Raw genomic sequence first — 21792 nt, 5'->3', positions numbered from 1 at the left:
TTTGTTGCTGTCCAGGCGTAGTGGAAAGCCACCGGTGATGTTTTTCTTGGCGGCTTCCAACTCGCTGGCCGTGGGGCCATTTTTACGGAATTCAATTAGCGTGTCTCGTAGCACTTGTAATGCTTCATCCACCGATGCGTTTTTAGTTTGCAGGCCGAGGGTGTAGGGGCCAAGCTCACGCATGGGTGAGAAGTAGCTGTAGGCACTGTAGGAGAGGCCGCGTTTTTCACGGATTTCATTGGAAATGCGTGAGGTGAGACCACTGCCACCCAGAATGTGATTACCCACGTACAGGGTGAAATAATCATCATCTCCCCGATTAATGCCGGGCTGGCCGAGCAGTAGGTGGGACTGGCTGGACGGATGGCTGATGCGCTGTTCGTGAGGGTGTACGAGTGCGGAGACAGTGGCTAGCTTTGGTGCTGGCTGACCTGCCGGTAGTTGGCCAATGATGCGATTGGCCAGTGCTTCAGCTGCTGCGCGGTCTAGGTCGCCCACGATTGCCAATATTGCGTTGCTGGCAACGTAATACTGCTGGTAGTAAGCGACAAGGTCGGCACGGGTGAGTGCTTTGAGGCTGTTCTCATTTCCGCTGGCTGGCTTTCCATAGGGGTGATCACCATAGAGTGCTTGCATGAAGGCATCACGCGCAAGGGCGCTGGGTTGTTGTTTTTTGGCTTGCAAGCCGATGAGCATATTGTTGCGGATGCGGCTAAGGGCCTCTTCTGGGAAGTCAGGTTGGGTCAATATTTTTTGGAAGAGAGATACAGCAGGCTCCAGCAGCTTGGCATCGGTGACACTGCGTAGACTGGCAACCGCCATATCCCGGTGTGCACTAAAGCCGATGGCGGCACCGACACTATCAATTGTTTCAGCGATTTGATCCGCATTCAGCCCGGCAGCACCTTCATCCATCATGGCGCTGGTGATGGCCGCTAATCCACCCTGATTGCGATCACGTGCGGCACCCGCATCGAATACCAGCTGGATGTCGACCATAGGCAGCTCGGGTGCCGGTACAAAATAGACCTTTGTGCCATTCGCGGTTTGCCAGTGTTGAATGGCTGGGCTGGCTTGCAGCAAGCTACTGCAAAGCATCAATAGGAGTAGCAGTGTGAGGTTTTTAGTGTGCATGGGTATCTCCCGTCACCATAGCGGCTGAGTGGTTGTCGAGTGGTTGTGGCTTAAGTACCGCGACGGTGCGTCGATCCTCGATGAGGTATTTGTTGGCAACTTCGCGGATCTGTTCAGGTGTTACCGCTTTGATGTTGTCCAGGTAATCATTCTGTAGGCGATAATTGAGGCCAACAGTCTCCAGCATGCCGATCTTCATCGCTTGATAGAAGATAGAGTCCAGCTCGTAGACCTTACTGGTGATGATCTTTGCTTTGATTCTTTCTAGCTCCTCGTCACTAACGAGCTCTGTTTTTACCCGCTCAATTTGCTCTAAAATGGCCGCCTGTAAAGCTTCAATGCTGTGGCCATTGGCCGGTGTGCCATCAAATAAAAACTGCTCGTTGTGACGTGAAAAGAGACTGTAACCCGCTCCAGCATTTGCGGCGATCTGTTGATTGCGCACCAGCTCTTTGGAGAAACGCGCACTTTTACTGCCATCTAGCACACTGGCTAGCATATCCAGCGCATAGGGTTCCCAGCTGATTTTAGCTGTTTTAACCACCGGTACTTGATAGCCCATAATAAAGTAGGGCAGTTCAGCGGGTGCTTTAACGGTAATTTTCTTTTCGCCCAGCGGCTTGATTTCATTGCGTGGCTTTGGAGTGGCGGTGTTGCTGGGTTTGATGGGGCCGTAATACTTTTTGGCGAGGCGATAGATCTCCTGTGGATCAACATCACCCACCACCACTAAGATGGCATTATTGGGCGCGTACCAGCTCTGATACCACTGCTGAAGATCATTCAACGCCATGTTTTCCAGATCATCCATCCAGCCGATGACTGGGTTTTGGTAGGGGCTGTTGACGTAGGCGGTGGCATTAAACTGCTCATAGGTGAGCGCGGTGGGTTTATCTTCAGTGCGCATTCGGCGCTCTTCCATCACTACTTTCACCTCTTTCTGGAACTCATCATCATTGAGGCGCAGGTTGCGCATACGATTTGACTCCATCTTGAAGGCGACTTCGAGGCGGCTCGCTTCCAGTGTTTGGAAATAGGCGGTGTAGTCACGTCCTGTGAAGGCATTTTCCCGCCCGCCATTGGCGGCAATAATTTTGGAGAATTCGTTGGGGCCGTAATCTTTGGTCCCTTTGAACATCATGTGCTCCAGCACATGGGAGACACCGGTGATACCACCGTATTCGTAGCTGGCCCCTACTTTATACCAGAGCTGGGAGATGGCAACCGGGGCGCGGTGGTCCTCCTTAATAAATATTTTTAAGCCATTATCCAGTTGAAAGGTGTGAACGCCTTGCGGGCCTGCGGCCGCGACATTCTGGACGGCTACCTCTGCAGCAGGCTTACTGCTGTTTGCAGCGCAACCTGCGAGGGCAACCCCTGCAAGTAGTGCGAAAAACGGTTTTTTTATGCTTATTCTCATTTTCGATGCCTTATTTTGCTGATTGGCGTGTTTGGTAATCCCTTGCTGAGTGTTAGGATAATGCATTCCTAAATCAATCGGTATGACTAACAACACAATGTTTAGTTTCCTTAAGCGTAATTCCAAAGATGAAAAAGGTGATCTGCAGCAAAAATCACCTGAATCTTCACCCTCTCCTGCTCAGTCTGTGGATGCAATACCGCCAGTTGCTGAGACGGTACCCGTGGTCGTCACTCCACCGGAGAGCGCGGATAAAGTTGATGTGCCTGCAACAGTGGATGACAAAAAAGGCTGGTTTTCACGCCTAAAAAGTGGCCTGGGTAAAACGCGCAGTAATTTTACAGCCGGGTTGGCCGACCTGGTTTTGGGTAAAAAAGAGATCGATGATGATCTGCTGGAAGAGCTGGAAACGCAACTCTTAATGGCTGATGTTGGGGTTGAGGCGACCCAGCAAATTATCCACAATCTTACCGAGCAGGTCTCCCGCAAAGAGCTGGGGGATAGCGATGCACTTTATGGGGCACTAAAGCAGGAGCTGCGCCAACTGCTGGGTGATAGCCGTCCCTTGAAGATTGATAACACCCAGCATCGTCCCTATGTGATCTTAATGGTCGGTATTAATGGTGCGGGTAAAACCACCACTATTGGCAAACTGGCAAAACGCCTGCAGCTGGAGGGTCGGTCGGTGATGCTGGCCGCAGGTGATACTTTTCGTGCCGCTGCTGTTGAACAGTTGCAGGAGTGGGGTCGTCGCAATGAGGTTCCGGTGATTGCACAGCAGAGTGGAGCCGACTCGGCTTCTGTGATTTATGATGCTGTTGAGGCGGCCAAGTCGCGGGGTGTTGATGTGTTGATTGCCGACACGGCAGGCCGGCTCCATACCCAGTCAAACCTGATGGAAGAGCTTAAGAAGGTGAAGCGGGTGATGGGCAAACTGGATGGTAGCGCTCCCCATGAGGTGATGTTGGTGGTGGATGGTGGTACCGGGCAAAATGCTTTGCAACAGGCGGAGCAGTTCGATAAAACAGTGGGCTTAACCGGGATTACGGTGAGCAAACTGGATGGTACAGCGAAAGGTGGCGTTGTATTTGCCATTGCCAAAAAATTTGGCTTTCCAATTCGCTTTATTGGTGTAGGAGAGGGTATTGATGATCTGCGTGAATTTGATGCCGATGATTATGTGAATGCTCTGTTGGATAGAGATGATGCTCGGTAGGTCTGTTTATGATTCGCTTTGAAAAAGCTGGAAAACGCTACCCTGGTGGCTTTCAGGCGCTGGAAAATATCTCTTTCCACCTGGATAAAGGTGAAATGTCATTTCTCACCGGTCACTCTGGGGCGGGTAAAAGCACACTGCTAAAGCTGATTTCAGCGATTGAAGCGCCAACCGGTGGTCACGTTGAGGTGAATGGTTATGACTTGACCAAAATCAGCTCGCGTAAAATCCCCTTTTTTCGTCGCGAAATCGGTATTATCTTTCAGGATTACAAGCTGCTTTATGATCGCAGCGTCTTTGACAATGTGGCACTGCCGCTGATTGTGTCAGGCACCCCATTCCGTGAGGTGGGTAGTCGGGTGCGTGCGGCGCTGGGCAAGGTAGGGCTTTCCGGGCGTGAAAAAGCATCACCTATTATACTTTCTGGCGGTGAGCAGCAGCGGGTGAGCATTGCCCGCGCCATTGTTCATCGGCCACCGCTATTGCTGGCGGATGAGCCAACCGGTAACCTCGATCCGGATCTTGCCCGAGATATTATGAGCCTGTTTAGTGAGATGAATCAGCTGGGTATAACGACATTAATCGCGAGCCATGATTGGAGCCTGATTGGCCGTATGGGCAAGCGTGTTTTACACCTGGAAGAGGGGCGTTTGCAAGACCCTGATCGGGAGCTGGGGCGATGAGCGTTTCGGGCGGTATGATGAGTGTGTGCATGATGGTAACTGAGAGAATGATGTGCGTATAAAGGTCTATTTCCAACGTCATTTGCAAGTGTTCATGAGCTGCTTGGGGCAGTTTTATCGTGCGCCGATCTCTCATTTTCTTACTGTTTTAGTGATAGCCATCTCGCTCTCTTTGCCCGCACTGCTGCTGGTTGCACTGGAAAATGCCCGTAGCCTGGTGGTCGGCTGGGATAACAACGCAGATATATCACTCTTTCTCAACCCATCACTCAGCCCTGCTGAAGGGGAGCACTTTAAAGAGAGTTTGTTGACGTGGCGGGAGCTGTCGAATGCCCGCTATATTTCGGCAGAGCAGTCACTCCACGATTTTAAGGCCTACTCAGGCTTTGGCGAGGTGTTGGAGAAGCTGGATAAAAACCCACTGCCCGCAGTCATTGTGCTGACACCTCGGCAGAGCACACCGGAAACAGTGTTGCCACTGCTGGAGCGATTGCAAGCATTGCCCGAGGTTGAGTTGGCCCAGCTCGATCTGGCGTGGTTAACAAAAATTTATGCCATGATGAGTGTTGCTGAGCGGGTGGCATGGGTGCTGGGCCTGTTACTAGCGATTGCCGTAGTGTTGATTGTTGGTAATACGGTGCGGGTGGGTATTCAGCAGCGCAGAGTAGAAATTGAAGTGTGTAAGCTGGTGGGTGGAACCAACGGCTTTATCCGCCGCCCTTTCCTCTATATGGGGGCGATTCAGGGCGGTATCGGTGGCTTGCTGGCGATTATCTTAGTGGCCAGTGCTCTGTTACTGCTTAATGGGCCGATCACGCAACTGGCAGCACTTTACCAAAGTAGCTTTAAACTGGAGGGGCTGGGCTTGTCACTCTCCTTGCTGCTACTGCTGAGTAGTATCACACTGGGGTGGTTAGGCTCGCTTTTTACCGTGAACCACTATATGCGTGAAATTGAGCCTTCATAGCGGGAACTTTTCCCCTATTTGGCACTCTCATTTGTTAGTGCTAAAATAAGTAAACGCTAATCGAGAGGTAAGGAAATTAATGAGTACAGCAACAGCATTAAGTGTGGAACTAAGCCCGAGCGCTGATAGCCTTGACAGCTATCTTTCGCGTATCCGGGAGATTCCTGTATTAAGCGCTGAAGAAGAGCATGAACTGGCTGTTCGGCTGACACGTCATAATGACCTAGAGGCAGCCCGCCGACTGGTCTTTTCTCACTTACGCTTCGTGGCGCATATCGCCCGTGGCTACCGTGGTTACGGATTACCGCTGAATGATCTTATTCAAGAGGGTAATATCGGCCTGATGAAGGCGGTTAAACGCTATGACCCTGAGCGTAAAGTGCGCTTGGTCTCTTTTGCTGTACATTGGATTCGTGCAGAAATTCATGAGTTTATTATTCGTAACTGGCGCATTGTTAAGGTGGCGACCACCAAAGCGCAACGCAAGATGTTTTTTAACCTGCGTAGTGCCAAAAAGCACCTCGGCTGGTTTAGCCACGAAGAGGTTAATGCGGTCGCAGATGATCTGGGTGTAACCCCTGAAACCGTCAGGGAGATGGAAGGTCGCCTCAGTGCACGAGATGTCGCTTTTGATGGGCCGGATCAGGATGAGAGTGATCACTTTGTCGCCTCACCGGCCGCGTTCTTGCAAAATAACGGTATGGGGCCGGAGCAGGCATTAGAGCTGGCGCAAACGTCGGGTAACAACCTTAATCAGTTGCACGCTGCGCTGGGTGACCTTGATGAGCGTAGTCGCGATATTCTTGCCAAACGTTGGCTGGTTGACAAAAAGGCAACCTTACACCAATTGGCTGATCAATACGGTGTCTCTGCTGAGCGTATTCGACAGCTGGAGAAAAATGCCATCAACAAGCTCAAGGTGGCAATGGCGTAGTTGGCGGTAAATTTAGGTTACGGAGAGGCCAGCTGGGTATTACCTCAGGTGGCCTTTTTTATATCTTGCGGATTTCAGTCATCAGAGAGCCGCTTTGATTCATAAAAACACGATCACCCATTACTGCGGTCTGCCATGTCACACACGGTTCATTTTAATCTCCATATCCTCTACGACGATTACCTGGCTTTCTACCAGGGGGCTGCTCACAGTGTGAGTGTGGTGGCTGATGATGGTCGCCGTATCGAGTTCCCCGCTAATCTGGTTCGGCGTTACCTGACCCGTGACGGTATTCGCGGTCGCTTCGAATTAGAGTTTGATGAGCAGCACAAACTGATCGCACTGAGACGTATTACATGAGTGGCGTAGAGCAAAGCATCGAGGGAGAGGTGTTGATTCGCTTGGGCAGTTTTCTGGCTATTCTGTTGGCGATGTTGCTATGGGAACAGCTCGACCCACGCCGCCCTGCGTTGCCAGGGCGTGTGTGGCGACGTACCAATAATCTGTTGCTGCTCTTCTTTAATGCACTACTGCTTAAATTGATCATGCCTTTTGGTGCGGTGGCGCTGGCTTTTTATGTGCAACAGCAGCAGTGGGGGTTGCTCAATCAAATACAACTGCCGCTCTGGTTGTCGCTACTCATTGCAGTGGTCTTGCTGGATCTGTTGATCTATTGGCAGCATCGACTGTTTCATGTGGTTAAACCGCTCTGGCGGTTGCATCAGGTTCATCATGCCGATATGGATTACGACACCACCACCGGGCTGCGTTTTCATCCGCTTGAGATCATGCTCTCGATGCTTATCAAATTTGTCGCTATCGTCTTGCTTGGCCCCGCTGCCATGGCGGTGTTGGCTTTCGAGCTGTTGCTGAACGGCTCAGCGATGTTTAACCACGGCAATATTCGCCTGCCAAACAAGTTGGATCAAGCGCTACGTTGGTTGATCGTCACCCCGGACATGCACCGCATTCACCACTCCATCCATCGTCATGAAGCCGATAGTAATTATGGCTTTGCACTCTCACTTTGGGATCGGCTGTTTGGCAGTTACCGACAAGAGCCACAGGAGGGCCAAGTTGGTATGCGCTTTGGGGTTAAATATCAGCAAAATTTTCAACAAACCTCAGGCTTATGGGCACTGCTGAAGATGCCCTTTACTCTCAACCCAGCGATGAAAAAAAATGATGACTGATTACTCGACAATGTTAAATACCTTGCAAATGCTGATTCAACAAGCCGCAAGTGATGAATTATTGCCACGATTTCAACAGATAGAGCGTTGTTTCAAAGCGGATGGCAGCATTGTCACCGAGGCTGATATAGCGATGCAGCAGCGACTCACCACAACACTACAGCAGCACTGGCCCGCCATTGCTCTGCTGGGAGAAGAGATGAGTGAGGCAGCACAACAGGCGCAGATGGCAAGCAGCCAGCAGGGGCTATGGGTGCTGGATCCACTGGATGGTACCAGCAACTTTGCCGCAGGCATTCCCTGTTTTTCAGTCTCGTTGGCGCTACTGGTTGAGGGTGAAGTGGTGTTAGGTATTATCTACGATCCGTTGCGAAAAGAGTGCTTTAGCGCCATTGCAGGTAAAGGAGCCTGGCTGAATGGTGAACGCTTGGGGGCAGGCGAAGAGTCTCTCCCCTTATCGAAATGTATCGCGCTGCTTGATTTTAAACGCCTCTCTCGCAAAATGGCGACAAAAATTGTCAGCCAGCCACCCTACAGTTCACAGCGCAGTTTTGGTTCGGGTGCACTGGACTGGTGCTGGTTGGCCGCCGGGCGAGTACACCTCTACCTGCATGGCCAGCAAAAACTGTGGGATTACAGTGCCGGACAGCTGATCCTGCAGGAGGCGGGTGGCCAGAGTTGTACGCTAGGTGGGGAGGTGGTGTTCAACGGGCGGCTGGAGGCTCGCTCAGTGGTGGCCGCATTGCAACCACCACACTTCGAAGCCTGGAGACGCTATCTGTTTGAGTAAGTGCGAGTCCCGCTGTGAGGTCAGCAAGTAAAGCACACCATGATTATTTACTGCGGTTAGCTCTGCCAGTTCTACCGTCGCGCAAACATCGCCGTTACCATGGTTTCGAGTGCAATGCTTTGGTTTGGGTTTTTAACTTGGGCCATTATCGGCTCGCGTAGCCCGGGCATGTAGAGTAGATCGGCCAGTAGTTGATTGAATATCTGTGAGCCGTGCCCACTGTTAGCCAATGCCTCTAGGTAGAGTAGGCAGAGTTCGCCCTCTTTTAGATCGCCCCAGCAGCGCCCAGAGATGGTAATAAGAAGATCGAGGCTGCTTTTGTGGGGTGATTTTAAAAGTCGCTTGATCGCCTCGCGGCGCATCCCCTCCGGCTGCGCAAATGAGATGGCTCGCAAGGCGGCTGAAATCAGCAGTGGGTTAGCTTTTTCATCCTTGAGCCAGTGGTTGAAGCGGTCAAGCAGTGGTGTGACCAGCATGGTGGTGATCTGCTCATTTTCAAGACACTTGCAGAGCGCCTCAAAGGGCTGCTCAGGTAGTTGGGGAATTGCCTTGGCAAGCGTTGCCGCATTATCACTCCAGTGAGTGCTCACATCGGCTATCCCCTGCATACCGACAAAGGCCCACTGCTCGTACCCCAGCTTGCCGCTAAAGTAGTCGCGGGCGTGAGCATAATATTTTGAGGGCGGGTGTCCCATGGTTTTGAGTGCTTTTGCGTGGAATACCGCCATTCGTTCTTGATTAGGCGTGAAACCGTAGGGGCTATTTCGCATGGCATCTTCTACCTCACTTTTACCCTCATTTTGAGCATCAAGCGAGGCTTTAAAGCTCTTTAGCATGCGATAGACCAGGTCATCACGTGCTGCGTAAACCAAGCGTCCCTCTTCGTTTAAAGGTAGTTTGAGAAAGAGCACAAGCTGCTCGTCGTGGTTGTTCAGGCTCCAGTTAACAATGCCAATCCAAGCGTGGCCTTGCAGTGGGTAGGGGTAGGGTGCATTGTTGCACTCAAATGATTTAAACGCCTCATTGCTCAGTTTGCAGACGCGGCGGCCGAGGTCAAAGACCCGGTAGGGGTTTTTGGTTTGTTCAAGAAAATCGCAAAGGTTTCGAATCTCACTCATGGTTGCCGCCGCTATCTGGTGTTGAAAGCGGCTATTTTACAGTGAAAAATTGAGTGTGGAAGGTGTATTTTAGCCTTTTTTATACGTGTATTCTCTCGTGAAAAGGTTTTACTATGAGCTTTACCAAGCAACGCTAAGGCAATAAAGGTCATCGGTGACCGCATCAGCGGAAACCCGTAAATCATGTCATTGAAGCGGACATCAAGGGTTTTTTTGATAACGTGGAACATGGCCTATTGTTAGAATTTATGCGCATTATAATAAAAGACAGCAGCCTCTTCTTGCTCATTGCGCGATTTTAAAAGCGGGATACGATGAGTTATCTTCTTTTCTACCCATTACCGAAACCACGGATGAGGCATAATTTTTACGCAGTCACATAAAATTGTAAATTAAATTGAAGAGCCGTATGAGGGAAATCTTCAAGTACGGTTCTGTGAGGGGCACTATGCTTCCTTGCGTTTGCAAATTAATAAGCATAGGAGGCATCAATGTCTACTCAACAAAAATTAATCTTCTGTTTTGATGGAACCGGTAATGAACCCAGTGATGCAGAGCAGGGTCGCGGCCTGTTTGGTGTGGGTGATCCTGAAGATGAAAGCATTTCGAATGTATTGAAGTTACATCTTTTACTGGGTGGTGATCTGAAGGGAAATAATCTGTTTCCGGATCAATATGGTTTCTATTATCCGGGGGTGGGCACCTACGGTAGTTGGTGGGATAAATTGCGGAACAGGGCACTGGCACCGCCCGAAGAGGATGTGGGTAGCATTATCAAGCAGGCAGTGAGTGACATCTATAACTATTATGAAGAGGGAGATGAGCTATTTGTATTTGGTTTTAGTCGCGGTGCAGCGATTGCCCGGCGCTTTGTTTCGCTCTTGAGCAGCACACTGCCTGCGTTGGGTATTAAGCCTCCAAAGGTTCGTTTTATGGGGGTGTTCGATACCGTTGCCGCCATAAAACACCCCAATCTATTTAACGAGAAGATCAAGCCCGCTTCAGATGTGGTTTTTGAGAACCGCTTTATCTCACCGCTAATTGAAGAGGCCGTGCACTTGTTATCGCTGGATGATCGCCGTATCGCTTTTTATCCGGCGTTGATGAACCAGTCGGTCGATAGTGATAATTTGCAAGATGCGCGGGTCGAAGAGGTGTGGTTTTCAGGTGCACACAGTGATGTCGGGGGTAGCTTTCGTTATGATGGTTTATCCGATATCACTTTGCAGTTTCTGTTGGAGCGCATGTCCGCCAAAGGAGTGGGGCTTTCCGTGTTATCGCCGCTCGATGTGAACTACAGCGATCTTTTTGAAGGGCCAGATGAGCTGATTGAATATGAAGATCTGGTTATTCAGCCAAGCCATCTTGGGCGCAGCCATGCACAGAGTGAGAAGGCAGGGGCTAAAGAGTTGATGTATGACTACCGTGCACCCCGGGTGAGTGTGAATGATGTGCCCTCAATCTATCCACCGATCATTCACCATAGCGTGTTGGATCGAATGATTGATGATCGGGACTATCAGGCCACCGCGCTGGTAAAAAACAGCACAAACCCCTATACCAATCAATCAGTGGGCGTTAGGGTCTGGTTTGCAGCGCATGATATTAGAACTTTTGACTCAGTCGATGAGGCGATGCGAGCTATTAATATAAAGCCGCAACCACTGGCTATTGGCGAGAGTCGCTCGTTTAGTGTTAACGCAAACGTAAAATACAACCCCAGTCGTCTGCTGCTTACCGCCGGACACAAATACCAGTTTACGGTTGATATGAAACAGCGCTGGTTTGACGGTGCTATCGCTTGTGGGCCGGATGGCTGGAAGGCGAAAGAGAAGATTGATAATCGCCTGCTGCGTTGGGGAGTTAAATTGAAAGAGGGGGGGCGTCGTTTGCCGGAGGCTGCGTGGTTTGAGCTGATTGGAGCGGTTAATCGCCGCGATGAGACCCTTTTCAGGATTTTAAAACATAGCGAAAAAGTGAGTGCTTACAAAGCGGTGGAGAGCGGTGAGTTGTTTGCTTTCGCCAATGACCTCAATAGTAAATATGGTAACAACCTAGGTACTATCGTGGTTTCTGTGACGCGTGTGAGTTAGTTTTGATGGTTTTTTCAGGCAGGTATATCAATGCTTTTTTCTGAATGGGTGGCGATTGCGGTCAATTTATTGATTGCTATTTACCTGATCTACTTTTACCCCAAAACCCAGGCAAAAATATTCCAGGGGATCGAGACCCCGCAGGCTTTTGTGCTGCTGCGCACGGGTGCCAAAGTGGTGGGTTATCTGATTATTCTGGCGAGCTTGGGGTATAGCCTGTACCGCTCTTTTCCACCCTAAGTCCAACAGCCTCCTAGAGTCACGTTACCCCAGTAGCTGTTGCAGCCGCTTGCTAATGTCGGTGAGCTGTTCATCACTGGGCAATTGGCTGCCATCACCAATGCTGATGCCGATTAAGTGACACGGCTCTTCCCCTTTTTTAAGTTGATTGAACAGTGCGACTAACTCAATAGCAGAGAGCGCGTGGCTGGAGTGGGCGAGCTTTTCTGTTAGCGAGTCAGGGTTGAGGGTTAAGAGCTGGCCGAAGGGTTGTTGGCTGATTAAGGCATCGAGTAGAATTACCTGCCTGGCACGCTCTAGTAATGGCGTAAGTTGTGTTAGGGGGCTGTTACTGTAAGCAACTTGCAGCCTGGGCTGTTTTGGGAGTTGTCGGGCAACCTGCCAGGCGATGGAGTCACTGCCAAAGGGGGAGCCGATGGCGAGCAGCAGCCTCTCGGCCTTACTGTTAAGTGGTGGCTCTGTTGTTAGGCCGGGTTGTTGATCCCGCTCAAGCTTTAGGGTTAAAAAATGGGTGGCGCAGGAGATGCAAGGGTCATAATTTCGGACTACCCGCTCGGCCTGGAAACGCAACTCATCTTCACTTCGCTCCAACCCATACTTCTCCAGTGAACAGGCGATATCCTGTTCAATACGTGCTTGGTTTTGACTGGTGGGCGGTACGATAATCGTGTTGAGAATACCCCCTTTCTGGTCAACTTGGTAGCGATGCCACAACAGGCCGCGAGGTGCTTCGCTGCAACCACAACCGATGCCTTCTTGGGGAGTGACCTCTACCGATGGCTGCTCAGGTTGCCGGTAGTTTTGCAGGGTATCCAGTGCTTCGCCAATGGCAAAACGGATCTCAACGGCGCGAGCTACAATGCTGTGGTACATATTGCGACTGGGAAAGAGGAATTTGGTTTGAGCCAGTGGTGCCAACACCTCATCACTGAGTCGATCCTGATTAATATTCAGCCTTGCCAGAGGCCCTAACAGATAGGGCTTGCCATCAAGCAGTGAGTGCAGCGCAGTGGAGTGGGGTACCTGGTGCTCTTTAAAGTGTTGTGGGTATTCATCAATCGAAATATTCAGCCCTTCGTCAGAGACAATGCGCCCTTCATTGAGCGGATACTCTTCGGGGTGGCGCATCGCAACGGAGACGAAGGCTTGCTCATCATCCGGTAGCGTCAGGGTGTCGAGCCACAAGATCAGTGCTTCGCTGTCACGCCAGCCCTGCTCAAGCTGAGGGATTAGTTTTGCTACTTGCTGCGGGCTCGGGGCGTGATAAAAGCCGCCCACTTTAGCCCCCACCGGATGTACAGAGCGACCACCCAGCAAGGTGATCAGGGCATTGCCCAGTGCCTGTAGTCGCAGCCCACGGTGCACCGCTTCATCCTCTTTTTGCGCCAGTTCAATGATGCTTTTGCAGCCGAGGAAGTCAGGAGCTGCCAGCATATGTATATGCAGAGCATGACTTTGAATCCACTCGCCACAGTAGAACAGCCGGCGTAACTGGCGAATCCACGGGGTGGTTTGGGCACGAAAGATCGATTCGATGGCGTGTATGGCGCTCATTTGGTACGCCACCGGGCAGATACCGCAAATTCTTGCCACGGTATCGATCAACGCCTGATAGCTGCGCCCCTGTAAAAGCTTTTCAAAAAAACGGGGCGGTTCGTAGATGCGTAGTTTTAGACGGCTGATCTTGCCCTCTTTGATGTCTATCTCCAGCGCCCCTTCACCCTCAACCCGCGCCAGTACCGGGACGTTGATGCGAATCGTTTTGCTACTTTCGGTGCTCATTTCAAACGCCCCTTTCCGGTGCTGTAAAATGGTTCGGCAGCGCTGTTGATGAAGAGAAATTTTTGTGCGATCTCTTGATCCAGCAGCCCAAACCCCTCCAGGCGGTTGGCCAGTGCAGGGCCGTTGGCATCTTCCGCCGGGCCAAAGCAGGCGTAGCAGCCACGACCAACGCTGGGACAGAGTGCGCCACAGCCATTTTGGGTGACACTGCCCATGCAGGGTTCACCTCTGCTGATCATTACACAGACATGTTGTTGGCGTTTGCATTCTAGGCAGAGCTTGTCTCGCTCAGGTTTGGGGGTGACCCGAAACAGCAAGTCACGCACCACAGTAATGATCTGTTGGCTATTGATGGGGCAGCCCCATAGTGCCAAGTCTACTTTTACATGGGATGAGATAGGGTCGGCGTTATCAAGGGTGTCAATATACTCCGGCTGGGCGTAGATGTCGGCAACCCACTGTCGGGTATCCGCCATGTTGCGCAGTGCTTGAATTCCCCCGGCGGTGGCACATGCTCCGATGCTGATCAGGTAGGCACTGTTGGCACGTATTTTCTGGATACGCTCAAGGTCGTGACGAGTGGTGATGGAACCCTCGACAAAAGCGATGTCGACAGGTGTGTTTTCATCGATGGGCCCTGCCTCGGCAAAGTGTATTATCTCTACAAGGCTGGCGAGTGCCAGCAGGGGTTCTCCCATATTGAGAAAAGCGAGCTGGCAGCCATCGCAAGAGCTGAACTTGTGTATCGCTATTTTAGGTTTGACCATCAGAACCCCTTAACATTGAAGAGCGGCTTGACCTGAGCATAAGAGAAAACGGGGCCATCACGGCAGATGAATTTATCACCGTATTGACAGTGACCACACTGGCCGATACCGCAGTGCATATTACGCTCCATGGAGAGGTAGATATCATCTTCACCCACGCCGCGCTCCAGCATATTTTTGACCACTACTCTCATCATCCCTTCAGGACCACACATGATGACGGTGACTTTTTGGGAGTTAAAGCGTAGCCGCTCAAACAGCTCGGTTACGCGGCCAATATGCCACGGCCAGATAGGTTCACCCGCATCGGCGGCTAGCAACACCTGAGTATCGGCCAGCTCTCGCCATTTGTCGTAGCGTTCGCGCCAGATAAAATCGCTGGAGTGTTTGACCCCCTGCACAATATTCAGGTGACCGAAGCGTTCACGGCGGCGCGCTACATACTCGATAACCGAAACCACTGGCGCACAGCCGAGGCCACCGGTAATAATCAGCAGATCTTTCTGCTCTGCCCGCGCCATGGGCCAGCCCTTGCCGTAGGGGCCGCGCAGACCGATGCGGTCGCCGCTGTTGAGCTGTTCAATGCCATGGGTAACTCGCCCAACGGCTCGAATCGTGTGGTCGATAATATGCAGCTCCTGGGGGTCAGAGACGATGGAGATGGCGACCTCACCCACGCCATGCAGGTAGAGCATGTTGAACTGCCCCGGCTTGAAGGTATAGCTGTTTTGTTGTGCGGTATCGGTAAGGCGTAGGCGCAAGGTAAAGAGTCCAGGAGACTCCTGAATACGCTCGATAATTTCTGCCTCCATGGGTAGGTAAGGGTTACTCATCTTTTTCTCCGCCACAGATAATCGAGACTTCAGCAGTGAGATCGATACCCGCAGGACACCAGCTGATGCAGCGCCCGCAACCGACACAGCCGGAGCGGCCATATTGTGTATGCCAGCTACCCAGCTTGTGGGTTAGCCACTGGCGGTATTTAGTGCGGGTATCGGCACGAATGGTGATGCCGTGGATATGGCTGTGGCCAGGGGAGAAACAGGAGTCCCACTCGCGGTAGTGCTCGCTGGAGTGACCGTCTAAAGCAGCCAACTCTCCCTCGCTATGACAAAAACAGCTGGGACAGACGGCAGTGCAGTTGCCACAACTGAGGCAGCGCTCAGCGATATCTTGCCACTGTGGGTGTTTCAGGTTTTCAAAAAGCTTCTGGTTTAAATTTTGCCCAGGCAGTTGGCGTGTTTGCTGGTTGGCGGCCTTAGTGAGTGCTTGCTCTGCAAGCCGTTGCTGTTGTTCGGTGGCCGGTTGAATGGGCAGTTTTTCAATTAGCTGATGGCCCCGCTGATTGTGTGCCTCCAGCAGAAAGCCATCATCCAGCTCGGTGAGGGCAATATCATAACCGTAGTTAGCCTGTGGGCCATCGCCGGTGCTGGCGCAGAAGCAGGTTTTGGCCGGATGGGTGCAGTTAACTACAATAAGCAGCAGCTGCTCACGGCGTTTTTGATAAGAGGGGTCGAGGCTCTCTTGCTGTAAAAAGTGCTTATCCTGAAGGTAGAGCGCGGCAATATCACATGGGCGCACGCCGATAATAGCGGTGGGCTTTACCTCGGGTTCGATGGCTGTGAAGGTGAGCGTGCCCGATTCACTGCGCTGGCTACGCCATAAAGCTTCTTTGGGTGAAAATACAAACGGTTTAATTCCCTGCGGGCCATTAGCCCAGGCAAACAGGCGTGGTGAGTCACTCTGTTTAAGGCGGTATTGGCCAGCGGCCTGTTGGTCGTGAACCCCTTTGGGGAGTTGATCAATGGTGTTAAGCGTGTCAAAAACAATGGCACCCTCACGCACCTGTGGGCCGACGGTGTGATAGCCGCTCTTTTGCAAGAGCTGCAACAGGCTGGCGAACGCCTCGCGAGCCAGAAAAGCTAGACTCCTCTCCATGCGTCCCCCCTGGTGGTTGATGTTGGTTTACCTACTTCTCAATCTTAGCCCAGCCGGATTAAGCTGGCTAGGAGGCTGTCGGACTTAGGGTGAGTCGACTGCGGAAAAGCCATTCAGGCCCATTTCTCCGATCATTTTCGTTGAATATGCTCAATATTCGCCTCAAACAATCAAAAAAATGGACTCAAAATGGCTTTCCCTCGCTACGATCACCTAAGTCCGACAGTCTCCTGGGTAGATTGCCCTCCCTCTGTATGCTCGATCTGGGGGTTAGGAATCCTGAGAGGGTTAACAGCGAAAACGTCTAACCGCCTGGATGAAGGCGCGCTGTGCATTGGGAGTCTGGTGGGTGGTATAACGCAGCTGTATATAGTGGTTAAAAAGTGATTTTATCTCCTGCCGCTGCTTGGGCAGTTTACGCATCGCTTGTTGGCAGCGCTGTTTTGGCCCGAGCCAGGGGGCGTTGTCGACACCGCGTTTGGCGAGTTGCAGGCAGAGTGTTTGATAGGCTTGCTGTAGTGGCTCTAACTGTTTTTGACGTTGAGATAACAGATAAAGGGAGAGCGCGGCCAGTAGCAACAAAATAAGCAGAGCCATAATGCCCACCAACGCCAAAAGATTAAGCTTGCCCAACCCCAGACGCTCTAACAAACGCTGTTGCTGCTGTTGGTCAAAACCAACCACCCACTGGCTCCACTGGTGGTTGGCAGCATCCCAACCACGCTGGGTTTGCAACCATGCTGCCTGTAGCCAGCGGGTGTTCGGGTCAAACAGCTTATCATTGCGGGTATCGGTAAAGCGTTGTAGGTCCTCATAAGCTTCGATGCGATCGGGTGGAATCACACGGGTAGGGTCAACTCTGATCCACCCCTGCGCCGGTAACCACACTTCCGCCCACGCATGGGCATCGGACTGGCGTACCAGCAGGTAGTCACCTAAAGCATTATATTCGCCGCCTTGATAGCCGGTAACCACCCGTGCGGGCACTCCTGCGGCGCGCATCAGCGTGACAAAGGCGGCGGCATAGTGCTCGCAAAAACCCTCTCTTGCAGTGAATAGGAATTGATCAATTGGCTCCCCTCGTAGTGCCGGTGGGGTTCTGGAGTAATAGAAGGGTTGCTGTTGGAAATAGTCGAGTGCTTGTGTCACCAGCTGTTGGTCACTACCGGCCTGTTGCCGCCACTGTTGAGCCAATGCGCGGGTTTGTGGGTTGCGGTTGGGGGGCAGCTGAAGTGCCTTTTTGCGCTCCTGTGGCAGTAGCTGACTATTTTTGTAGTCGAGCACTGAGCGCACGGTGTAGCGGTAGAGTTCGTTGATTTTATCTTGATGTAGAAGTTGAAAATCCCGGCGCAAGAAGCTCTTTTCTGGCTGTGTTACCGGAAGATCCAAGGCGAATAGCCAGCGCTGCTGGTGTGCAGGCAGGGTGATGCTGTACTCGATGGGTTCGCTGAGGTGAGTAAAGGGAGCTGCCGTCATTGCATTGAAGGGGTCAAGTTTATTAAGTGTACTCCAGTTGCGGCCATCGGTTTGCCACAAAATGGGGCCGCGCCAATAGAGTTGGTCAGCGGCGGGTATCTCGCCAGTAAAGCTTGCCCGAAAGGCGACCGCATCGGAATCGGCCAGACGGGTAATATCGCCAATACTCATTTTGTCACTGAGGCCAGTTGTAGCGGAACTACTGTTATTGGGTAGCGCCCAGAGTGGCCCGGGGATGCGCGGCACCAAAATGAACAAAATCAACACCAGTGGCAGGGCTTGCAGCAGGATCGCCGCCGCACGCTTAAAATACTCCTTTTTAGCTTGCTGCTGACCCTCCTTCGAGTGGTTGAGAACCAGCAGTGAGGCGGTCAGCAGCAGCACCACCAAAAGCAGATAGAGCCCGGAGAGAATCGATTGATCATAGAGAAAACCGCTCAATACCAGAAAATACCCCAGTAATATCACGATCATGGCATCCCGCAGTGTACGCAGCTCGATTAACTTCAGACATAACATCAGGGTGAGCAGGGTAGTGCCCGCATCCAAGCCATTCAGGGTGCGGTATTGAAGATAGGTGCCCGCCAAGAGGGTAGCCGCCAGCAGTAACCTGAAAACGGTGCGTGGAAGCGCCCAGCCGTTAAACTCTTTGAGTAGCCGCCACCCCAAGATCGCCAGACAGGTTGCCGCCACCCAGCCGGGCTGGCGAAAGAGATGTGGCAAGATAACCAGCAGCAGCGCGCCCAGCAACCAGATAACACCACTAGCAGGGGCCGCTTGCTGCTCCTCTTGATAGCGCTTTGGCTTCTGCTTGCGCCACCCGATCATGACTTTTGGCCATACAGTGCCAGTGCACTTAAACACTGTTCATAGTGTTGCTGTCCCTGGCCGACTGGAATGTGAGCACCGGGAATCTCCAAGCCATAGCGGAGGTGACCCTGTTCGGCCTCAATTACCCAGCGGCACAGCTGGCTGAGTTTAACCTCGGTGGGCTGCTCGGTGAGCAGCTGCCAGCTGACTTTTAGCTCATCTGAGCGGTCACCGCCAAACTGCTTTGTTAGCAAACCACGCTCCCGGGCCAGTGCTTTCCAGTTGAGGTGGTGAAGTGAGTCGCCAGGATGATAGGGGCGCTGGCCGATGAAGTCATCACTGCCCCGGCCACGATCACCCTCACTACCCTGCTGTTGAAAGGGTTCATCTGGTAGGCGACGTGTGCCGGATGGTTTGGGGTAAACCAGAGCTGAAACGTCAAAATGGAGATAACTCCAAGCGTGAAAAAACCCCAAAGGGAAGCGGGTGTAGAGGGTGATCCGCCCTATGGGGTGCCGCCCACGGGGCAAGGCTGGAAGCTCAAGATTGATCCACTCGCCCTGTTGCGGATTCAGGTCAACTTGCTGCGGGCGCTCTTTTGGCCAGCCCAGTTTAATTGCCAATCGTCGCTGGGGAGAGGGGTTATAGAGATGAAGGGGTAGCTCGAGTGACTCACCAGCAAAAGCAGCTTGCGGAGTGCGAGCGCGCAGTTGTAGCCCTTGCAGGTTCCGGAAGCAGTGCAGCATTGAGACAATGGTCACACTGGTGAGTAAAAAGGTGAGCAGGTAGGCGAGGCTGTTATTGTAGTTGATGGCCGCTAAAAACATCGCCAGCAGTATCATACCGAAACTGACCCCAGCCCGTGTTGGTAAGATATAGATACGTCGCTGAGTAAGGGTGATGGTACCTGACTCTGGCTCCTTTGCCGTAAAAAAACGGGCCAAATTGAGGCGGGCTGAGAGCGACATCAGCGAACAGCGACCTCATGAAACAGATTGAGCAGCGCGTCACTGCTATAGTGCTCCCCCACCTCCTGACTGATCAGGCGGTGGCCTGCCACATAGGGCAGAAGCTGCTGCAGATCTTCTGGTAGCAGGTAGTCGCGCCCTTCAATAAAGGCCCACGCCTTGGCCGCCTGTAACAGCCCCAACCCCGAGCGGGGCGAAAGGCCATTTGAAAAATAGGGCGCTTCGCGGCTAAAGCTGAGCAGCGCCTGTAGATAGTTGATTAAGGCATCGGTACATTGAACCTGGCTTACCTGCTGTTGCAAGGCTAACAGCTGAGGCGTCGTGGTCACGGCAGAGAGCTTATTTAGCCGCTCACGACCACTGTTGCCAGCAAGTAGCTGCCGTTCAGCCGCCGCATCGGGGTAGCCCAATTGAATTCGCATCAAAAACCGATCCAGCTGCGACTCCGGTAGCGGGAAAGTACCCACCTGAAATGAGGGGTTTTGAGTGGCGATAACAAAGAAAGGATCGGGTAGTGGGCGGGTTTCACCCTCTATACTGACCTGCTGCTCCTCCATCGCTTCCAGAAGTGCACTTTGTGTTTTGGGTGTGGCACGGTTAATCTCATCGGCGAGCACCAGCTGGGAAAAAATCGGCCCGGCATGAAAATGAAACTTGCCACTCTCCCGCTCGTAGATCGCACTACCCAGAATATCAGCGGGTAACAGGTCGCTGGTGAACTGAATACGACTATATTTTAGCCCTAGCGTGGCTGCCAATGCGTGGGAAAGAGTCGTCTTGCCAACCCCCGGAATATCCTCAATCAGCAGATGCCCCCGTGCCAAAAGGCAGGCCAGCGCAAGCTTGAGCGGTACCTCTTTGCCGAGAATGACACTGTTGAGCTGCTGTAATATGGTTTTAATCGTGGCGTGCATATGAATTAGGCCTCTGATTACATTGCTGTCTGTGGACTATAATCGGTTGATTGCTTTGTAGTTTGAGCCAGTGTGGTAAATTATCAAATGTCCCAAGCTCTTTTCAAAGGTATCGATTTCTGGCAAAGTAGCGACTGATTTAAAATTGACGAGCGGAGAGATAACGTGGCAAAAGCGAGTGCACGACACATTTTGGTAAATGGCGAAGAGCAGTGTAACGATTTAAAAACACAGATAGTAGCGGGTGCAGATTTCGCCGACCTGGCTAAACAACACTCCGGTTGCCCCTCCGGTCGTGATGGCGGAAACCTGGGTGAATTTGGCCCAGGCATGATGGTGCCCGAGTTTGATCAAGTGGTTTTTAGCGCGCCGATTGGCGAAGTACAAGGGCCGGTTAAGACCCAGTTTGGCTACCACCTGTTGGAAGTGACTGAACGCAGCGATTAGATTTTTTACAGTCGCATTAGAAGGCCTGCAAGATGCTAATCTTGCGGGCCTTTTTATTGCGCGTCAGCCCAGTGTTGCACGGGAAAGGGTAGGTCAGAAGAGTGCTGGCTTAAGCGCTTTTAGCATGAAAGTCTGAGTTGATGGATTTGTGCTATAGAAGCGCTAACCCTTGCCATTTGCTAGACGTTATCGTCTACTAACAACACGGTGTTCGACGGTGATCTTCATTAGTTCATGCCCATGCTGGGCGTACACAGTTAGCTCCAACGGACAATTTAAGGCGGCACTTGTTTTGCGTTCGTAAAAACGTGCCACTTTAAATTTCAGCTGAATAAGGCGTGGTACATGATAATAACCATAGACAAAATAATCTATACTTTGGCGGGCAAACAAATGACATGTCATAAGCTGCTAATGGCAGTTGCCAAGTTCAAGGGAGTGCCAGTTTCAGACCCAATGAGAAAAAATATTAGCAATTTTTCACAACGTAGAAATAAGCCATCTGAAACCACACTTAAAAATTTCAAGACACTCTTAAAGGAAGTGGCTAACCATCAACCATATTCAGATGATATTGATAACATCAGCCTGTTGGATGACATTGATTTATCAACTTTCGAATTACAATTAAAATATAATGAAGAGTGAGACTCTTGCAAAACTGCGCAATAAACAACCAGCTTTACACTTACCATCAACATGCAGTGCTAAACATCATTTAAAGTCACAGCATGCGGTGACCAAGTGGACTGCCAAATAGTTTTGCAAGAGACTCAAGCATGCTGGGTTTTTAGATCCTAAATAAGGACATTTTTGGAAAAGAAAAAAGGATCAAGTTCAATATTAACTATTCCTGATTGCCCTCAACCCCCCCCCCACACCGACCCGCCCCACCCCCACCC

General features: G+C 51.6%; 19 protein-coding genes and 2 pseudogenes. 11 read left to right on the top strand and 10 right to left on the bottom strand.

From position 1 onward, the window contains the following. Both L3J94_11115 and L3J94_11110 read right to left on the bottom strand, forming a co-directional pair. Window positions 1-1134, bottom strand: a 1134-nt coding sequence (locus L3J94_11115) for an insulinase family protein (protein MCF6219279.1), incomplete at its 3' end; no start/stop codon positions are given. Beyond that, window positions 1124-2554 (bottom strand): insulinase family protein, encoded by a 1431-nt coding sequence (locus L3J94_11110; GenBank protein MCF6219278.1) that lies wholly within the window; start codon window positions 2552-2554, stop codon window positions 1124-1126. The genes L3J94_11110 and L3J94_11115, both read right to left, overlap by 11 nt. 280 nt (window positions 2555-2834) lie before the next feature. Between L3J94_11110 and ftsY the strand changes: the two are divergent. The 7 genes and pseudogenes from ftsY (at window position 2835) to L3J94_11075 (ending at window position 8337) form a co-directional block, all read left to right on the top strand. Beyond that, window positions 2835-3770, top strand: a pseudogene (ftsY, locus tag L3J94_11105) (signal recognition particle-docking protein FtsY). 8 nt (window positions 3771-3778) lie between these two features. Beyond that, window positions 3779-4453: a cell division ATP-binding protein FtsE gene (gene ftsE, locus L3J94_11100; protein MCF6219277.1), complete on the top strand. Its 675-nt coding sequence runs from the start codon at window positions 3779-3781 to the stop codon at window positions 4451-4453. A 52-nt stretch (window positions 4454-4505) separates the two neighbouring features. Continuing rightward, on the top strand, window positions 4506-5420 hold the full coding sequence (ftsX, locus tag L3J94_11095; protein MCF6219276.1) for a permease-like cell division protein FtsX: 915 nt from the start codon (window positions 4506-4508) through the stop codon (window positions 5418-5420). A gap of 79 nt (window positions 5421-5499) precedes the next feature. Then, entirely contained in the window at window positions 5500-6354 is an 855-nt protein-coding gene (gene rpoH / locus L3J94_11090) for an RNA polymerase sigma factor RpoH (protein MCF6219275.1), read from the top strand. A gap of 135 nt (window positions 6355-6489) precedes the next feature. After that, complete coding sequence (locus L3J94_11085) at window positions 6490-6714, top strand: DUF2835 domain-containing protein (protein ID MCF6219274.1); 225 nt, start codon at window positions 6490-6492, stop codon at window positions 6712-6714. Continuing rightward, window positions 6711-7547: a sterol desaturase family protein gene (locus L3J94_11080; GenBank protein MCF6219273.1), complete on the top strand. Its 837-nt coding sequence runs from the start codon at window positions 6711-6713 to the stop codon at window positions 7545-7547. Before L3J94_11085 ends, L3J94_11080 begins: the two co-directional genes overlap by 4 nt. Then, window positions 7537-8337, top strand: a complete 801-nt coding sequence (locus L3J94_11075) for an inositol monophosphatase (GenBank protein MCF6219272.1) — start codon at window positions 7537-7539, stop codon at window positions 8335-8337. The genes L3J94_11080 and L3J94_11075 overlap by 11 nt, the downstream gene beginning before the upstream one ends. A 71-nt stretch (window positions 8338-8408) precedes the next feature. Here L3J94_11075 and L3J94_11070 read toward each other — a convergent pair whose 3' ends face one another. Beyond that, window positions 8409-9455, bottom strand: coding sequence for a DUF3549 family protein (locus L3J94_11070; protein ID MCF6219271.1), 1047 nt, complete (start codon window positions 9453-9455; stop codon window positions 8409-8411). A 491-nt stretch (window positions 9456-9946) separates the two neighbouring features. Between L3J94_11070 and L3J94_11065 the strand changes: the two genes are divergently transcribed. Then, window positions 9947-11548, top strand: coding sequence for a DUF2235 domain-containing protein (locus L3J94_11065; GenBank protein ID MCF6219270.1), 1602 nt, complete (start codon window positions 9947-9949; stop codon window positions 11546-11548). Window positions 11549-11578: 30 nt separating this feature from the next. Beyond that, the gene (locus tag L3J94_11060; GenBank protein MCF6219269.1) at window positions 11579-11788 is read left to right on the top strand and encodes a hypothetical protein; all 210 of its coding nucleotides are present in this window, start codon (window positions 11579-11581) and stop codon (window positions 11786-11788) included. 483 nt (window positions 11789-12271) lie between these two features. On the opposite strand, the pseudogene L3J94_11055 reads toward L3J94_11060, so the two are convergent. The 7 genes and pseudogenes from L3J94_11055 to L3J94_11025 all read right to left on the bottom strand — a co-directional run bounded on the left by L3J94_11055 (window position 12272) and on the right by L3J94_11025 (window position 20443). Next, window positions 12272-13570 (bottom strand): annotated as a pseudogene (locus tag L3J94_11055) (nickel-dependent hydrogenase large subunit). Continuing rightward, entirely contained in the window at window positions 13567-14337 is a 771-nt protein-coding gene (locus L3J94_11050; GenBank protein MCF6219268.1) for a sulfhydrogenase subunit delta, read from the bottom strand. The pseudogene L3J94_11055 and the gene L3J94_11050 overlap by 4 nt, the downstream one beginning before the upstream one ends. After that, a complete protein-coding gene (locus L3J94_11045) occupies window positions 14337-15170 on the bottom strand; it encodes an FAD/NAD(P)-binding protein (GenBank protein ID MCF6219267.1) in 834 nt (277 codons plus the stop codon). Before L3J94_11045 ends, L3J94_11050 begins: the two co-directional genes overlap by 1 nt. After that, window positions 15163-16275, bottom strand: coding sequence for a 4Fe-4S dicluster domain-containing protein (locus L3J94_11040; GenBank protein MCF6219266.1), 1113 nt, complete (start codon window positions 16273-16275; stop codon window positions 15163-15165). Before L3J94_11040 ends, L3J94_11045 begins: the two co-directional genes overlap by 8 nt. 288 nt (window positions 16276-16563) lie before the next feature. After that, complete coding sequence (locus L3J94_11035; protein MCF6219265.1) at window positions 16564-18579, bottom strand: DUF3488 and transglutaminase-like domain-containing protein; 2016 nt, start codon at window positions 18577-18579, stop codon at window positions 16564-16566. After that, the gene (locus L3J94_11030) at window positions 18576-19529 is read right to left on the bottom strand and encodes a DUF58 domain-containing protein (GenBank protein MCF6219264.1); all 954 of its coding nucleotides are present in this window, start codon (window positions 19527-19529) and stop codon (window positions 18576-18578) included. Before L3J94_11030 ends, L3J94_11035 begins: the two co-directional genes overlap by 4 nt. Beyond that, window positions 19529-20443, bottom strand: a complete 915-nt coding sequence (locus L3J94_11025) for an AAA family ATPase (protein MCF6219263.1) — start codon at window positions 20441-20443, stop codon at window positions 19529-19531. The genes L3J94_11030 and L3J94_11025 overlap by 1 nt, the downstream gene beginning before the upstream one ends. A gap of 165 nt (window positions 20444-20608) precedes the next feature. On the opposite strand from L3J94_11025, the gene L3J94_11020 reads away from it, so the two are divergent. Continuing rightward, complete coding sequence (locus tag L3J94_11020; GenBank protein MCF6219262.1) at window positions 20609-20890, top strand: peptidylprolyl isomerase; 282 nt, start codon at window positions 20609-20611, stop codon at window positions 20888-20890. Between the two features lie 345 nt (window positions 20891-21235). Further along, the gene (locus L3J94_11015) at window positions 21236-21538 is read left to right on the top strand and encodes a hypothetical protein (protein MCF6219261.1); all 303 of its coding nucleotides are present in this window, start codon (window positions 21236-21238) and stop codon (window positions 21536-21538) included. Window positions 21539-21792: the final 254 nt, after the last annotated feature.

The organism is Gammaproteobacteria bacterium (assembly GCA_021647245.1).
Lineage (GTDB): Bacteria > Pseudomonadota > Gammaproteobacteria > RBG-16-57-12 > RBG-16-57-12 > JAFLJP01.
Note: the sequence above shows the minus strand (reverse complement) of the source record. Positions and strands in the feature narration are given on the sequence as shown.

What these genes read in the sequence shown, in the direction of transcription:
- L3J94_11110 (MCF6219278.1), bottom strand. Translation starts at nt 2,554, where the DNA reads ATGAGAATAAGCATAAAAAAACCGTTTTTCGCACTACTTGCAGGGGTT.
- ftsE (MCF6219277.1), top strand. Translation starts at nt 3,779, where the DNA reads ATGATTCGCTTTGAAAAAGCTGGAAAACGCTACCCTGGTGGCTTTCAG.
- rpoH (MCF6219275.1), top strand. Translation starts at nt 5,500, where the DNA reads ATGAGTACAGCAACAGCATTAAGTGTGGAACTAAGCCCGAGCGCTGAT.
- L3J94_11085 (MCF6219274.1), top strand. Translation starts at nt 6,490, where the DNA reads ATGTCACACACGGTTCATTTTAATCTCCATATCCTCTACGACGATTAC.
- L3J94_11080 (MCF6219273.1), top strand. Translation starts at nt 6,711, where the DNA reads ATGAGTGGCGTAGAGCAAAGCATCGAGGGAGAGGTGTTGATTCGCTTG.
- L3J94_11075 (MCF6219272.1), top strand. Translation starts at nt 7,537, where the DNA reads ATGATGACTGATTACTCGACAATGTTAAATACCTTGCAAATGCTGATT.
- L3J94_11070 (MCF6219271.1), bottom strand. Translation starts at nt 9,455, where the DNA reads ATGAGTGAGATTCGAAACCTTTGCGATTTTCTTGAACAAACCAAAAAC.
- L3J94_11065 (MCF6219270.1), top strand. Translation starts at nt 9,947, where the DNA reads ATGTCTACTCAACAAAAATTAATCTTCTGTTTTGATGGAACCGGTAAT.
- L3J94_11060 (MCF6219269.1), top strand. Translation starts at nt 11,579, where the DNA reads ATGCTTTTTTCTGAATGGGTGGCGATTGCGGTCAATTTATTGATTGCT.
- L3J94_11050 (MCF6219268.1), bottom strand. Translation starts at nt 14,337, where the DNA reads ATGGTCAAACCTAAAATAGCGATACACAAGTTCAGCTCTTGCGATGGC.
- L3J94_11045 (MCF6219267.1), bottom strand. Translation starts at nt 15,170, where the DNA reads ATGAGTAACCCTTACCTACCCATGGAGGCAGAAATTATCGAGCGTATT.
- L3J94_11040 (MCF6219266.1), bottom strand. Translation starts at nt 16,275, where the DNA reads ATGGAGAGGAGTCTAGCTTTTCTGGCTCGCGAGGCGTTCGCCAGCCTG.
- L3J94_11035 (MCF6219265.1), bottom strand. Translation starts at nt 18,579, where the DNA reads ATGATCGGGTGGCGCAAGCAGAAGCCAAAGCGCTATCAAGAGGAGCAG.
- L3J94_11030 (MCF6219264.1), bottom strand. Translation starts at nt 19,529, where the DNA reads ATGTCGCTCTCAGCCCGCCTCAATTTGGCCCGTTTTTTTACGGCAAAG.
- L3J94_11025 (MCF6219263.1), bottom strand. Translation starts at nt 20,443, where the DNA reads ATGCACGCCACGATTAAAACCATATTACAGCAGCTCAACAGTGTCATT.
- L3J94_11015 (MCF6219261.1), top strand. Translation starts at nt 21,236, where the DNA reads ATGATAATAACCATAGACAAAATAATCTATACTTTGGCGGGCAAACAA.